The 12,664-nt window shown below is 62.2% G+C and carries 11 protein-coding genes; 4 read left to right on the top strand and 7 right to left on the bottom strand.

Annotation, left to right across the window (positions count from 1 at the left end; all coding sequences use genetic code 11):
• Positions 1 to 214 precede the first annotated feature (214 nt).
• Genes ACI5GA_RS00565 through ACI5GA_RS00575 form a run of 3 tightly spaced genes read left to right on the top strand, consistent with a single transcriptional unit; the run spans position 215 to position 4,250 of the window.
• A complete protein-coding gene (locus tag ACI5GA_RS00565; protein ID WP_421421106.1) occupies positions 215 to 2,293 on the top strand; it encodes an ATP-binding cassette domain-containing protein in 2,079 nt (692 codons plus the stop codon).
• Positions 2,290 to 3,345 (top strand): glycine betaine ABC transporter substrate-binding protein, encoded by a 1,056-nt coding sequence (locus ACI5GA_RS00570; RefSeq protein WP_421421107.1) that lies wholly within the window; start codon positions 2,290 to 2,292, stop codon positions 3,343 to 3,345. Before ACI5GA_RS00565 ends, ACI5GA_RS00570 begins: the two co-directional genes overlap by 4 nt.
• Positions 3,309 to 4,250, top strand: a complete 942-nt coding sequence (locus ACI5GA_RS00575) for a homocysteine S-methyltransferase family protein (RefSeq protein WP_404637953.1) — start codon at positions 3,309 to 3,311, stop codon at positions 4,248 to 4,250. Before ACI5GA_RS00570 ends, ACI5GA_RS00575 begins: the two co-directional genes overlap by 37 nt.
• Positions 4,251 to 4,278: 28 nt before the next feature.
• Here the strand turns inward: ACI5GA_RS00575 and ACI5GA_RS00580 are convergent, their stop codons facing one another.
• The 7 genes from ACI5GA_RS00580 to ACI5GA_RS00610 all read right to left on the bottom strand — a co-directional run bounded on the left by ACI5GA_RS00580 (position 4,279) and on the right by ACI5GA_RS00610 (position 10,834).
• On the bottom strand, positions 4,279 to 5,514 hold the full coding sequence (locus ACI5GA_RS00580) for a Zn-dependent hydrolase (protein WP_421421109.1): 1,236 nt from the start codon (positions 5,512 to 5,514) through the stop codon (positions 4,279 to 4,281).
• Positions 5,511 to 6,002: an L-2-amino-thiazoline-4-carboxylic acid hydrolase gene (locus tag ACI5GA_RS00585; RefSeq protein ID WP_404637957.1), complete on the bottom strand. Its 492-nt coding sequence runs from the start codon at positions 6,000 to 6,002 to the stop codon at positions 5,511 to 5,513. The genes ACI5GA_RS00580 and ACI5GA_RS00585 overlap by 4 nt, the downstream gene beginning before the upstream one ends.
• 78 nt (positions 6,003 to 6,080) lie before the next feature.
• Positions 6,081 to 7,229: a branched-chain amino acid ABC transporter substrate-binding protein gene (locus ACI5GA_RS00590; protein WP_421421111.1), complete on the bottom strand. Its 1,149-nt coding sequence runs from the start codon at positions 7,227 to 7,229 to the stop codon at positions 6,081 to 6,083.
• Between the two features lie 78 nt (positions 7,230 to 7,307).
• A complete protein-coding gene (locus ACI5GA_RS00595; RefSeq protein ID WP_421421112.1) occupies positions 7,308 to 8,024 on the bottom strand; it encodes an ABC transporter ATP-binding protein in 717 nt (238 codons plus the stop codon).
• Positions 8,017 to 8,790, bottom strand: coding sequence for an ABC transporter ATP-binding protein (locus ACI5GA_RS00600; RefSeq protein WP_421421114.1), 774 nt, complete (start codon positions 8,788 to 8,790; stop codon positions 8,017 to 8,019). Before ACI5GA_RS00600 ends, ACI5GA_RS00595 begins: the two co-directional genes overlap by 8 nt.
• Entirely contained in the window at positions 8,787 to 9,887 is a 1,101-nt protein-coding gene (locus ACI5GA_RS00605; protein ID WP_421421116.1) for a branched-chain amino acid ABC transporter permease, read from the bottom strand. Before ACI5GA_RS00605 ends, ACI5GA_RS00600 begins: the two co-directional genes overlap by 4 nt.
• Complete coding sequence (locus tag ACI5GA_RS00610; protein WP_421421118.1) at positions 9,884 to 10,834, bottom strand: branched-chain amino acid ABC transporter permease; 951 nt, start codon at positions 10,832 to 10,834, stop codon at positions 9,884 to 9,886. Before ACI5GA_RS00610 ends, ACI5GA_RS00605 begins: the two co-directional genes overlap by 4 nt.
• Before the next feature lie 190 nt (positions 10,835 to 11,024).
• On the opposite strand from ACI5GA_RS00610, the gene ACI5GA_RS00615 reads away from it, so the two are divergent.
• Positions 11,025 to 11,930 carry a LysR substrate-binding domain-containing protein gene (locus tag ACI5GA_RS00615; protein ID WP_421421120.1) on the top strand — a complete coding sequence of 302 codons (906 nt, stop codon included), beginning with the start codon at positions 11,025 to 11,027 and terminating at the stop codon, positions 11,928 to 11,930.
• Positions 11,931 to 12,664 lie beyond the last annotated feature (734 nt).

Consider the following 12,664-nt stretch of genomic DNA (forward strand, 5'->3'; position numbering starts at 1 on the left):
CGGGTTCGATCGTCTGCTCGCACCTCTGATCCGGCTGTTGCTACAGCAACACCTGCGGAGCAGTTCGCTTAAAAAACAGACAGTTATGTGAAGGGTCAGGTGTCCAAAAGGCCCGGCTTTCGCGCCGTTGACCTGTGGCACAAAGCCTGCAATTGCCCCTGACAAACCCTCTCGATGCTGTCGCAAGCGTCGCAGCGAATTGTCAGGAGTCGCCATGTCTGCCGCCGTTTCCCCTCAAACCCGAGGTCTTGCACCCATCCCTGTCGATGGCGGTCACACCGACGTGGTGCTGCAGTTTCGCAACCTGAGCAAACGCTACAAAAGCCGTTCAGGCCAGGCGGCGCAAGACGCTGTCAGTCAGGTGAATCTCAGTGTGCGCCGCGGTGAGGTGCTGTGCCTGATGGGCACCTCGGGCAGCGGCAAGTCGACACTGCTGAGGCACATCAACCGTCTGATCGAACCCTCCAATGGCTCCGTTCTGCTGGATGACGCCGACATCAGCCAACTCAGCCCGGCCGCCTTGCGTGAGGTGCGTTCGCGGCGGATCGGCATGGTCTTTCAGCATTTCGGCCTGTTGCCGCACCGTAGCGTACGCGACAACGTCGCTTTGCCGCTGGAATTGCGTGGCGAAGCGGAACACCTGCGTCATGCGGCGGCAGATGAGCAACTGCGTGCCGTAGGTCTGGACGGCTGGGGCGATCACTTTCCCGGCGAATTGTCCGGTGGCATGCAGCAGCGGGTCGGCCTGGCGAGGGCCTTGATCAGCGAACCGGACATTCTGCTGATGGACGAGCCGTTCAGCGCACTGGACCCGACCATTCGCCGCGATCTGCAAAGCCACTTCCTGCAACTGGTGAAGGCGCGGGGTATCACCACCTTGCTGGTGACTCACGATCCGGGCGAGGCCTTACGTCTGGGGGACCGGATTGCCGTGCTGCGGGGAGGGCGACTGATTCAAGTGGCCAGCGCCGAAGAAATCCTCCGCGCGCCAGCGGATGCCGAGGTCGCGGATTTTTTCCGGGATGAGCAGGCGCAGAGTGCCGTCGCCAGCATTAAACCGCTGAATAAAACCCATCTTGTGCCAGCCACTGCAACGACTGACACCGCAACACGTTCGTCGTTGGCGCGCTGGCAGGCGCTGTTGCTGGGGCCGTCCGCCTTCGACGCGACGCGGCGAACCGGTCTGTTCTGGGCGCTGTTAATGGCTGAACTCGCGGCGCTGGCAGCGTTGGGGCAGGGGCTTTTGAACACTCAGTGGCTGCTCGGGATTGCGGGTCTGGCACTGTTGGCGGTGAGCCGGGCAACGGCAACGTTATGGGCGCCCGGACTCAGTACAGACCGCTCACGTGGGCTGTCGCTGGTGGTTCAGTCGTTGTGTCAGGCGCTGGTGCTGTGGCGAGCGTTTGTCGTAGATGCCAGCGGGCCATGGTTGCAATTTCCCGCGCAACGCACCTGGATGCTGAGCACTGCCGATGTGATCGATTCAGCCATCGGCTGGTCCCAGAGCACCTTCGAAACCAGTTTTGTCGGGGTGATTCTCATCGTTCGCACGGTGATCGAAGGCATCGAAAGCGTGCTGGCCTGGCTGCCCTGGCCGGTAGCGGCGCTGGCGCTGGTGTTTCTTGCCTGGCGTGCGGCGGGCGTGGCGCTGGCGCTGACCACGGCGGGCGCCGTCGCCTATATCGGCCTGTTCGGGTTCTGGGAGCGCACGGTGTCGACCCTGGCGCTGGTCGGCTCCTCGGTGTTGATCGTGCTGCTGATCGGTGTGCCTGTGGGAATTCTGGTGGCGAAACGGCCGTTGGCCCGGCGCCTGATCACGCCGATTCTCGATGTCATGCAGACCTTGCCGACCTTCGTTTACCTGATTCCGGCCGTAGCGTTCTTCTCGGTGGGCAAAACGCCGGCGGTGATCGCCACGGTGATTTTCGCCCTGGCGCCGATGATCCGTCTGACAGCACTGGGTATTCATGAAGTGCCGAAAAACACCGTCGAAGCTGCCGTGGCCCACGGTGCCACGCCTTGGCAGACACTGACCAAGGTCGAGCTACCGCTCGCAGCGGGTTCGTTATTGCTGGGCATCAACCAGACCCTGGTGATGAGCCTGTCGATGGTCGTCGTTGCGGCGCTGATCGGCGCCGGAGGGCTGGGCTACGACGTGATGACCGCACTGCGCAACATCAAGGGCGGCGAGGGCCTGTTGGCCGGCGCTGCGATCGTGTTCTGCGCGTTGATCCCCGACCGCATCATTCAATCGACCTTGCGCAAGCGAGATCGCTCTTTCCATCGTTCGTGAGGTTTGCCTTGAAAACTGTCTTCCCCCGTACTGCTCTGACTACCGCGCTGCTCGCGGCGTCGCTTTCGGTGTCCTGCGCGTTTGCCAAAGATAAAGTGGTAATCGGCGAGCAGAACTGGACCGGCGCCATCGCCATCCAGCACATCCTGGGCCAGATCATCAGCACCCGTCTGGACGGCGACGTGTCCTACCTGGCCGGTGACGTGCCAGTGCTGTTCGCGGCCGCCGCCAAGGGTGATGGTTCGGTCGACGTGCTGACCGACATCTGGCTGCCCAACCAATCGGCGGCATGGGCCAAATACGTCACGGGCGGCACCCGTTCGCTGGTGCCGAACAAGCAGCCGTACCTTGGCGTGCAGGGCTTCTACATCCCCGGCTACATTCAGGACAAATACAATGTGCATTCGGTGTATGACCTGAAAAAGCCGGAAGTGGCCAAGCTGTTCGAGCCGCTGGGTGGGGGTGAAGCGCAATTACTGGTGGGCCCGGCCGGTTGGGAGTCGACCTACATCGGCGAGATCAAGGCCAAGGATTACGGCTTCGCCGACAAGTTCGAGGCGGTGTCCACGGAGGCTTCGGTGACCTACGCTAAACTCTCGGCGGCCTACAAGGCCAATCGCGGCGTGGTGTTCTACGCCTATACGCCGGACTGGATTTTCTCGGCGTTCGATCTGCGCCGCCTCGACGAACCCGCGTTCGACGGCTACGCCCAGGACAACAAGCAGGGCGATCCGCTGTACAAGGCCGATGGCTGCTGGAAATTCATCAGCCCGACCGTCGACGCGGACTGGAAAAACAAGAGCCGGATCACCTGCGCCTACCCGGACGCCAAGGTGTATGTGCTGACTTCCACCGCGCTGGAAAAGAGGGCGCCGAAAATCGCCAGTTTCCTGGAAAACGTCGCCATCGACCCGCAGTCGCTGAATGACCTGATCCTCAAGATCGAAAAGGAAAAACAACCGGCCGAGGCGGCTGCCAAAGCCTGGATTGCAGCCAACCCGAAGGTGGTCGACAAATGGCTGGGCGTGCAGGCCGTGGGGAGCGCGCAGTGACGGCCGTCACGCTGCTCGACGGCGGCATGGGCCGTGAGCTGCAACGCATCGGTGCGCCGTTTCGCCAGCCAGAGTGGTCGGCACTGGCGTTGATCGAGTCGCCGGAATACGTGCTGCAAGCCCATCGCGCGTTTATCGACGCGGGCGCGCGGATCGTGACCAGCAACAGTTATGCGCTGGTGCCGTTCCATTTGGGCGAAGAGCGGTTTGCCGACCATGCTCAGGTTCTGGCCGACCGGGCAGGGCGTCTGGCCCGCGAGGCTGCCGGGCAGAGCGCCGATGTGGTGCGGGTTGCCGGTTCGCTGCCTCCGGCGCTGGGGTCTTATCGCCCGGACCTGTTCGATCATCAGCGCTCGGTGGCGATTCACCGTACGTTGATCGAAGGGCTGCGCAGCCACGTCGATCTGTGGCTGGCGGAAACCCAGAGTTCGATTGCCGAAGTCCGCGCCGTGCATCAGGCATTGAGCGAGGCCGATGCCTTGCAACACACGCCTTTGTGGCTGTCGTTCACCCTGAGCGACGACCCGGAGCATGGCCCGCGCCTGCGTTCCGGCGAGTCGGTGGCGCAGGCCGTGAGTGCGGCGCTGGCGCTGGGTGCTGAAGCCGTGCTGTTCAATTGCAGCCAGCCCGAAGTCATGGGGCAGGCGGTGATCGTCGCACGGCAGGTGATCGACGATGCGCCAGTGCAGGTGGCCGTCGGCGTCTATGCCAACGCTTTTCCGGTGGTCAGTGCCGAGGCAGAGGCCAATGCGACGTTGCTGGACATTCGCCAGGACCTCGGCCCCGAATCGTACCTGCGCTGGGCACGGTGCTGGGTTGAGCAGGGCGCCAGCATCGTCGGCGGTTGTTGCGGCATCGGCCCGGAACACATCGCCGCGTTGCAGGATCACCTGCTTCCCACCTGATCTGCATCTGCCCGCTGAAACGGGCAGATCAGCGCACGCTTTTGTCCAGCATGGCCAGCAGCAATACGTTGGCCCCGGCCTCGGCCCATTCAGGATGAATGTGCTCGGCTTCGTTATGGCTCAGGCCGTCGACGCAGGGCACGAAAATCATCGAAGTCGGGGCCACGCGATTGAGGTAGCAAGCGTCGTGCCCCGCACCGGACACCATGTCCTTATGGGAATACTCCAGTTGCCCGGCAGCGCGGCGAACGCTGTCGATGCAGCCACTGTCGAACTCGATCGGCGCGTACTGGAAGATTTGTTCGACCTTCGCCTGCAAGCCGATCCCTTGCGCGATCTGCTGCACCTGCTGGCGGAAGTCGCGATCCAGCTCGGCCAACGCGTCTTCCCGTGGATGGCGGAATTCGACGCTGAAGAACACCCGGCCTGGCACCACGTTGCGAGAGTTGGGGAAAACGTTCACCAGACCGATGGTGGCGCGCCCGGCATCCCCTTGGGCCAGCCCCAGGGCATTCACCGCCTCGGCGACCCGCGCCATGCCCAGCAGGGCATCCAGCCGATGGTTCATGGGTGTGGTCCCGGCGTGGGCGCTGCGCCCGATCAGTTCCACTTCATACCAGCGCTGCCCTTGGGCACCGGTGACCACGCCAATGGTGATGTCTTCGGCTTCCAGAATCGGGCCTTGCTCGATGTGCAGTTCGAACGCGGCATGGATGTCGCGCCCGCCCATGGGTTCTGTGCCCGCATACCCAATGGCTTTCAGTGCCTCACCGATGCTGACGCCCTTGGCATCGCTGCGCGACAGGCCGTATTCCAAGTCGAACACGCCCGCGTAAACCCCCGAGGCAATCATCGCTGGAGCGAAGCGTGAACCCTCTTCGTTGGTCCAGTTGACGACTTCGATAGAGCGCTCGGTCTGAATGTTCAGGTCGTTGAGTGTGCGGATCACTTCCAGCCCGGCCAGCACGCCATAGATGCCGTCGAACTTGCCGCCCATGGGTTGCGAGTCGCCGTGAGAGCCAGTAATCACGGGGGGCAGGCTGTCGTCACGACCGGCGCGGCGAGCAAAGATATTGCCCATGGCATCGACGCGAACGGTGCAGCCTGCGTCACGTGCCCATTGCACGAACAGGTCGCGACCGAGGCGGTCTTCCTCGGTCAGCGCCAGGCGCGATACGCCGCCATTTTCGGTGGCGCCGATCCGGGCCATGGTCATCAGCGAGTCCCACAGGCGCTCGCCGTTGATGTGCAACAGTTCGCTCATGTGTCCTGCTCCGCGGATTTGACTTTGTAACGGAAGTCGCAATGCGATGCGCCGCCCATGATGGTCTGGGTGCGCTTGAGTTCGACCCGAGGGTCGTAACCCACGATGAACAGCTCGTCGCGGTTGCACGACAACAGGTGGCCAATCTCGCCCAGCCCCATGGCGTGGTACATCTCGGCGTAGCGGCAGCGGTGCACGTCGTAATCGAAATGGGTGGCGTCGGTGGCGATCACATCGACTTTCAGCGCATCGTCTTTTTCCCACAGCTCTTGCAGGGCAATGAACCCTTGCAGGTCCGGGCCGTTGGGTTCGCGGGCGGCGAATTGCTTGCCCGCGTTGACTGCGGCCTCGGAGACGGCCTCGCCAATCACGGCGGCGGCCTTGTCCTTGCCGTAGTCGCGCACCAGGATTTCGTAGATGGGTTTGATGATCTCGGCTTCGATGCGCCGCCGGGCCAGGATGCCCAGTTCACCGTCATGTTGACTCATGTAGGGTGCCTCCATCGGTTCACGGTTGACCCGGTGAGCGCGACACACGCCGCGATCACCGGGCACTTGGTTCTTTCGTTATTTTCCGCCAGCGACGCTGACCGGTTGCCACGCGTTGGCCTTGACCTGGTAAACGGTAAAGGTCGGGTTTTTCAGGTTGCCTTCACTGTCGAATGCAATCACGCCGGTTACGCCCTGATACTGGCTGGCCTTGAGGGCTGGCAGGTACTTCACCGGATCGGTGGAGCCGGCTTTCTCGATGGCGGCGATCAGCACACCGACACCGTCATAGGCGAACGGCGCGTGCAGCTCGATAGGGTGCTTGTAGCGTTGCTCATAGGCGTGTTCGAACGCCTTGCCGCCTGGCATCTGCGCCACTGCCAAGCCGGGTTCAAGGGCAATCACACCGTCGCCTTCCTTCTGCGCCAGTTCGAGGAAGGTCTGGCTGACGAAACCACCTGCCCCCATCAGCGTAGCCTTGATCCCCAATTGCTTGATGCGACGGGCAAGGGGCGCGGCCTGCGCATCGACGCCGCCGAAGAAAATCAGGTCCGGATTCTTGCTGCGCACGGTGGTCAACACCGCGCTGAAGTCGACGGTCTTGTCGTCCACGTATTCCCGCGACACCACATTGCCGCCGCCCGCGTCGATGGATTTGACGAACTGGTCAGCCAGACCCTGACCGAAGGCGGTGCGGTCGTCGATCACAGCAATGCGTTTGGCCTTCAACGTGTTCAGCGCATAGCCGCCGGCCACCTGGCCGCCATCATCGTCGTGGCCCATGATGCGGAAACTGGTGTCGAAGCCTTGCTGAGTGTACGCATGGCCGGTCGCGACCGGAGCCACCTGCGCGATACCGGCGTCGTGGTAAACCCGCGCCGCCGGAATGCTGGTGCCGGTGTTCCAGTGGCCAACCACGCCGACTACACCCGCGTCCACCAGACGCTGGGCGACGGTGACGGCGGTGCGTGGGTCAGACTGGTCGTCTTCGGAGACCAGTTTGTACGTCACCGCTTCACCGCCGATTTTCGGGTGACGGGCGTTGGCGGCATCGATGGCCAATTGCGCGCCGTTTTCCAGGTCCTTGCCGATACGGGCGGAAGGGCCGGTCAGCGGTCCGGCCAAACCGATGAGGACGGTTTGATCGGCCTGAGCCACGGCGGCGGCCAGGCTGCTGATGGCGACACCGATCAGCGCGGCGCGTTTGATGAGGGCAGAAATGTGCATGTGTGTTTCCTGTGGCAGATCGCGCCCTTGATGAGCGCTGGTTTTAAGTGGCTCCGGAGGCCCGGTGGCGGTTCGGATTCATTCGCCCAGATAGGCGGCTCTGACCAATGGGTCGTCCAGCAGGTCTTTCGCAGCGCCTTGCAGACTGATCCGGCCGCTGTCCATGACGTAGGCGCGCTGACAGACCTGCAACGCCAGACGGGCGTTTTGCTCCACCAGCAGCAGGGTCATGCCGTGACCACAGACGCGGTCGATGACCTCGAAAATCTTCTCCACCATGATCGGCGCCAGCCCCATCGACGGTTCGTCCAGCACCAGCAGGCGCGGGCGCGACATCAATGCCCGGGCCAGCGCCAGCATTTGTTGCTCGCCACCGGACAGCAGGCCCGCAGGCTGCCGGGCGCGGCGTTGAAGATGAGGAAAGAGGGTCAGCCAGTGATCGATCTCGGCTTTTATCTGCGCCTGATCGCGGCGCAGGAAGGCGCCCGCCTGCAAGTTCTCCACCACGCTCATGCGGGCAAAAACACCCCGGCCTTCGGGCACCATCGCGATACCCTGGCGCAGCAAGTCGTGTGCGGCAGCGCCCTGCGTCGAGCGGCCTGCGAACCGGATCTGGCCTGCGCTGATTGGCAGCAGGCCAGTCAGGGCTTTAAGGGTCGAGGTCTTGCCCGCGCCGTTGGCACCGATCAGGGTGACCCGTTCGCCTTCGGCAATGTGCAGGTCCAGCGACTTCACCGCAACGATGGCGCCGTAATGAACGCTCAACCCCTGAATATTCAGCAAGGTGTCAGACATGAGCGCTGGCTCCCAGATAGGCTTGAACGACGGCGGGGTGCTGGCGGACGAGATCGGGGGTGCCCCGTGCGATGACCTGGCCGTAATCGAGCACGGTCAACTGGTCGCAAATGCCCATCACCAGCTTCACGTCGTGCTCGATGAGCAGCACGGTATGGCCGTCGTCGCGGATTTTTTCCAGCAATTCACGTAACTGCTGCTTTTCACTGAGGTTCATCCCGGCAGCAGGTTCGTCGAGGGCCAGCAGGCGCGGTTCGGTGGCCAGTGCCCGGGCGATTTCCAGACGTCGCTGGTGGCCGTAAGACAGGCTGTCGGCGCGGTAATCGGCGAAGTGCCCGATGCCCACGTAGTCCAGCAACTGGTGAGCTCGCTCACGGGTGTCCTGTTCTTCCTGGCGGGCGCGCCGATGACGGGTCAGCGCCGCCCACAGGCCGTTGCGGGTGCGGATGTGACGGCCGACCATCACGTTCTCCAGCGCGCTCATGGCGTTGAACAAGCGAATGTTCTGGAACGTACGGGCAATGCCCGCCTGCGCCACTTTGTGCACCGACGACGGTTGATAGGTCTGACCGGCGAGGCTGAAACGTCCGGCGTCCGCGCGGTACAGCCCGGTCATGACGTTGAAGAACGTGGTCTTGCCCGCGCCGTTGGGCCCGATCAGGCCGTGGATATGCCCGGCTTCGATGCTTAGGCTGACATCGGACAACGCCGCCACACCGCCGAAGTGCTTGTTGACGTGTTCGATCTGCAGCAGTGCGGTACTCATCGCGCACCTCCATGAGGTGCAGGCCAGAGCCCGGAAGGGCGATAGAGCATGACCAGAATCAAGGCCAGCCCGTAAAACAACTGGCGGATGATTTCCGGATCCACCAGCACCTGACCGAACAGCGTCTGCTGTAAGGCGCCCATGCTGGCGCGCAGGATTTCCGGCAACGCAGCGAGCAGCACACAGCCCAGGATCACGCCGGGGATGTGGCCCATGCCGCCCAGCACCACCATCGCCAGCACGGCAATCGACTCGTTGAGGCTGAACGACTCGGGCGACACGAAGCCCTGAAACGAGGCGAACAACACACCGCCGATACCACCGAACCCGGCGCCCATGGCGAACGCCAGCAATTTCAGGTTGCGGGTGTTGAGGCCCATGGCCTCGGCGGCCTGTTCGTCTTCGCGAATCGCCAGCCAGGCGCGGCCGATGCGCGACTGCTGCAAGCGGATGCAGGCGAACAGAATCAGCACCATTGCGACGGCGAACAGGTAGTAATAGAGGTAAACCGAGGGCATGCGCAGGCCGAACAACTCCTGCGTGCGGGCCAGGTTCACGCCGAACAGGTGCACCGGGTCCACCGAGGCGATGCCTTTGGCGCCGTTGGTGATATTGACAGGACGGTCGAGGTTGCGCATGAGGATGCGGATGATCTCGCCGAAGCCCAACGTGACAATCGCCAGATAGTCGCCGCGCAGACGCAGCGTCGGCGCACCGAGCAGTATACCCAGCCCGGCGGCCAACAGTGCCGCCAGCGGCAGGGTCAACCACAGTGGGGGGTGCAAGCCATCGGGCAGGGCAGCTGCCAGTGCCGGAAACTGAGTCAGCAAGTGAGGCGAGGTGAGCAGCGCCGTCAAGTACGCGCCCACGGCATAGAAGGCGATGAAGCCCATGTCGAGCAGCCCGGCGTAACCGACGACGATGTTCAGGCCCAGTGCGACCATGATGTACAGCAGCGCGAAGTCCAGCGTGCGAACCCAGGCGTTGCCGCCTGCCTGGCCCACTAACCACGGGGCCAACAGCAAGGCGACAGTGAACAGCACAAGGCCGATTTTCGCGCGGGGTGCGGGGGTGGACAGAATGGATTCGACAGTCATGCGCGGCTCGCCAGTCGTTCGCCCAGAAGGCCGGAAGGGCGCAGCACCAGCACGGCGATCAGCACCATGAAGGCGAACACATCCTGATAATTGCTGCCGAACACGCCGCCAGTAGCCTCCCCGAGATACCCCGTGCCCAAGGCTTCGATCAGGCCCAGCAGAATGCCGCCGACCATCGCCCCTTTGAGGTTGCCGATGCCGCCCAGAACGGCTGCGGTAAATGCCTTGATACCGGGCAAAAAGCCCATGTAGAAGTGCGCGCTGCCGTAGTTGCTGGCCATCATGATGCCGGCCAGTGCCGCCAGCGCACCGCCGATGGCGAACGTCAGCATGATTACCCGGTCAGGGTTGATGCCCATGAGGCTTGCGACTTGCGGATTCTCTGCCACAGCTCGCATCGCGCGCCCCAGGCGGGTGTGGTTCACCAGCACCAGCAACGCGGCCATCAGCGCCAAGGCAATGCCTACGGTGGCGATGGCTGTGGCGTTGGTAATGGCAGGTGCGTGACTGTCGTCGCCTGCGGTGATTTCGATCGGGTCCAGCGGCAGCAACTGTACGAACATCTGCGGGTTGCGTGACCACAGCAGCATGGCCACGGTCTGCAACAGCAGCGACACGCCGATGCCGCTGATCAGCGGCGCCAGGCGTGGCGCGTTGCGCAGACGCCGATACGCCACGCGCTCGATCAGCATCGCGAGCACCGCACAGGCGACCATGGCGCCCAGGGTCGCCAGCAACAACACCCACAAGCCGGGCAGGGAAGGGAATAGGGCTTGCAGGAAACGAATGATCGACAGGCCGATCAGGGCACCCATCATCAACAGGTCGCCGTGGGCGAAGTTGATGATGCGCAGAATCCCGTAGACCATGGTGTAGCCCAGCGCGATCAAGGCATACAAGCTGCCGAGCATCAGGCCGTTGAGCAATTGCTGTATCAGGGTATCCATTGTTGCGGTAAAGCCTCATTCGGCGTAAAGACCGCGCGCGTAGCGTCGGCCAGAAGGACGCGCCACAGTAATGATGTGTTCTATATTTATCAAATATCTGAAAGCGCTATGCTTATAACGAAAGAGAAAAGCGATTTTATCGTCGATTTAGGCCTGTTTTCAGCGCGTTATTTTAGATTATCCTCAATACATGAAAAATACAGAACAGTTAGACAATGATCCGCCGCTGCGTGCAGTGCGCACATTCGAAGCCTTTGCCAGGCACGGCGGTGTTAACGCCGCTGCCCGTGAGTTGGACATCTCGGCGTCGGCCATCAGCCATCAGTTGCGTTTACTGGAGGAGTTTTTGCAGCAGCCGCTGACCTTCAGGCAGGGGCGCAACCTCATCCTGACCGAAGAAGGGCGCGAGTATTACCGGGCCATTCGCTCAGCCTTTGCCGTGCTGCGCAGCGCCACGGACCATGTGCGGGAAAAATCGGCGATGCGCCAGGTGACCATCAGCCTGATCCCGCTGTTTGGTATTAACCTATTCATTCCCCGCCTGCCGACGTTTCTCAGTGAGAATCCCGGGTTGGACATCAATGTCACTTACGCCAACCACCGCAGCTACCCGAGTGACGCGGCAGACATCTCGATTCGGTTCGGTACCGGGCACTGGCCGGGCTACCACAGCGAGCCGCTGATTTCCGGCGCCATGGCCGCGTTTTGCAGCCGGGCGTTTTTGCAGCGCCACGGCCCGATCGAGGCGCCTGACGCGCTGGCCGATCTGCCTCTGCTGCACGACGAAGAACGCGGGACCTGGGCGCAATGGTTTCAGGCGCAGGGCGTACGGCATCCGGCAGCGCTCAACGGCTTGCTGTTCGAGGATGGGCAACTGGCGTTGACCGCGACCCTGACCGGGCTGGGCTGTGCGTTGCTGCGCGAGCCGCTGGTGGCACCTTATCTGGCTAGTGGTGAACTGGTGAAGCTGTTCGACGCCACGGTCGATGACGGGCGCGGCTATTACCTGTGCCGGCGGGCCGACAGCGAGTTGTCGCGTGAGGGATTGAACCTGTATGGCTGGATCAGGCGCAGCCTGGTGGGTTCCCCGTTGTAGCCGAACGATCTACACCCCGTCCCCGGACGTCAATGCGACCGCCAAAACCGCCGAAACAGCCGCGCCGAGTGTATTAACGCCGCCCCAAGAATGATATCGGGATGTTAGGGCTGAGCCGCCTTGAAGAGATTGGCCCGGATCTGCTGGTTAGGCGGCAGCAGATCCGGTGAGCAACAATGTGCGATATCCGGGTCTGACAGTTATCGGATATTGCAATTTTGCACCAGCATCCTCCAAATAGCTGAGGCACACGTTAAACATCATCCAAACGGGCCTGGATCAACAGCCGTATCACCAAATGTTTTCCGGTCGTTTCATACGCTTACGTACATCTTCGTCGATGACATTTCCCGGCTTGATGAAGTCTACCGCGACTTCTGTTCTTTAAATGCAACGAATTCAGCGCTTTGACGATTATGGCGCTGCCTGTTCATCTCGTTGCCAAGCGACGACTGTCGCTAGCAGCGGCGCCGCACAGCGCTGAATTTGCAAACGCCTGGCGAGCGGACACCGATGCACTAAAACTTGCGCACGCAGGATGATTGTTTCAGCGCAAGACATGGTAAATCCTGGTGGTGCAGAGATGCGGGATGCGCGAAACATCGTGGGCGAGAATCTTGACGAAGTGGTCCGGCGTGCAGTCGTGGGGGAATGTGGCGACGATGACTGGGATGTGAGTGAATAATCCGGGGATAACGGCAGGTGTGGTTGATGACCAGGTTGGAGTGATATGG

Origin of the sequence: Pseudomonas sp. Pseu.R1 (assembly GCF_045764065.1) — a bacterium.
Classification (GTDB): domain Bacteria; phylum Pseudomonadota; class Gammaproteobacteria; order Pseudomonadales; family Pseudomonadaceae; genus Aquipseudomonas.

Coding starts and splice junctions, on each gene's coding strand:
- ACI5GA_RS00565 (WP_421421106.1), top strand. CDS start 215: ATGTCTGCCGCCGTTTCCCCTCAAACCCGAGGTCTTGCACCCATCCCT.
- ACI5GA_RS00575 (WP_404637953.1), top strand. CDS start 3,309: ATGGCTGGGCGTGCAGGCCGTGGGGAGCGCGCAGTGACGGCCGTCACG.
- ACI5GA_RS00580 (WP_421421109.1), bottom strand. CDS start 5,514: ATGAGCGAACTGTTGCACATCAACGGCGAGCGCCTGTGGGACTCGCTG.
- ACI5GA_RS00585 (WP_404637957.1), bottom strand. CDS start 6,002: ATGAGTCAACATGACGGTGAACTGGGCATCCTGGCCCGGCGGCGCATC.
- ACI5GA_RS00590 (WP_421421111.1), bottom strand. CDS start 7,229: ATGCACATTTCTGCCCTCATCAAACGCGCCGCGCTGATCGGTGTCGCC.
- ACI5GA_RS00595 (WP_421421112.1), bottom strand. CDS start 8,024: ATGTCTGACACCTTGCTGAATATTCAGGGGTTGAGCGTTCATTACGGC.
- ACI5GA_RS00600 (WP_421421114.1), bottom strand. CDS start 8,790: ATGAGTACCGCACTGCTGCAGATCGAACACGTCAACAAGCACTTCGGC.
- ACI5GA_RS00605 (WP_421421116.1), bottom strand. CDS start 9,887: ATGACTGTCGAATCCATTCTGTCCACCCCCGCACCCCGCGCGAAAATC.
- ACI5GA_RS00610 (WP_421421118.1), bottom strand. CDS start 10,834: ATGGATACCCTGATACAGCAATTGCTCAACGGCCTGATGCTCGGCAGC.
- ACI5GA_RS00615 (WP_421421120.1), top strand. CDS start 11,025: ATGAAAAATACAGAACAGTTAGACAATGATCCGCCGCTGCGTGCAGTG.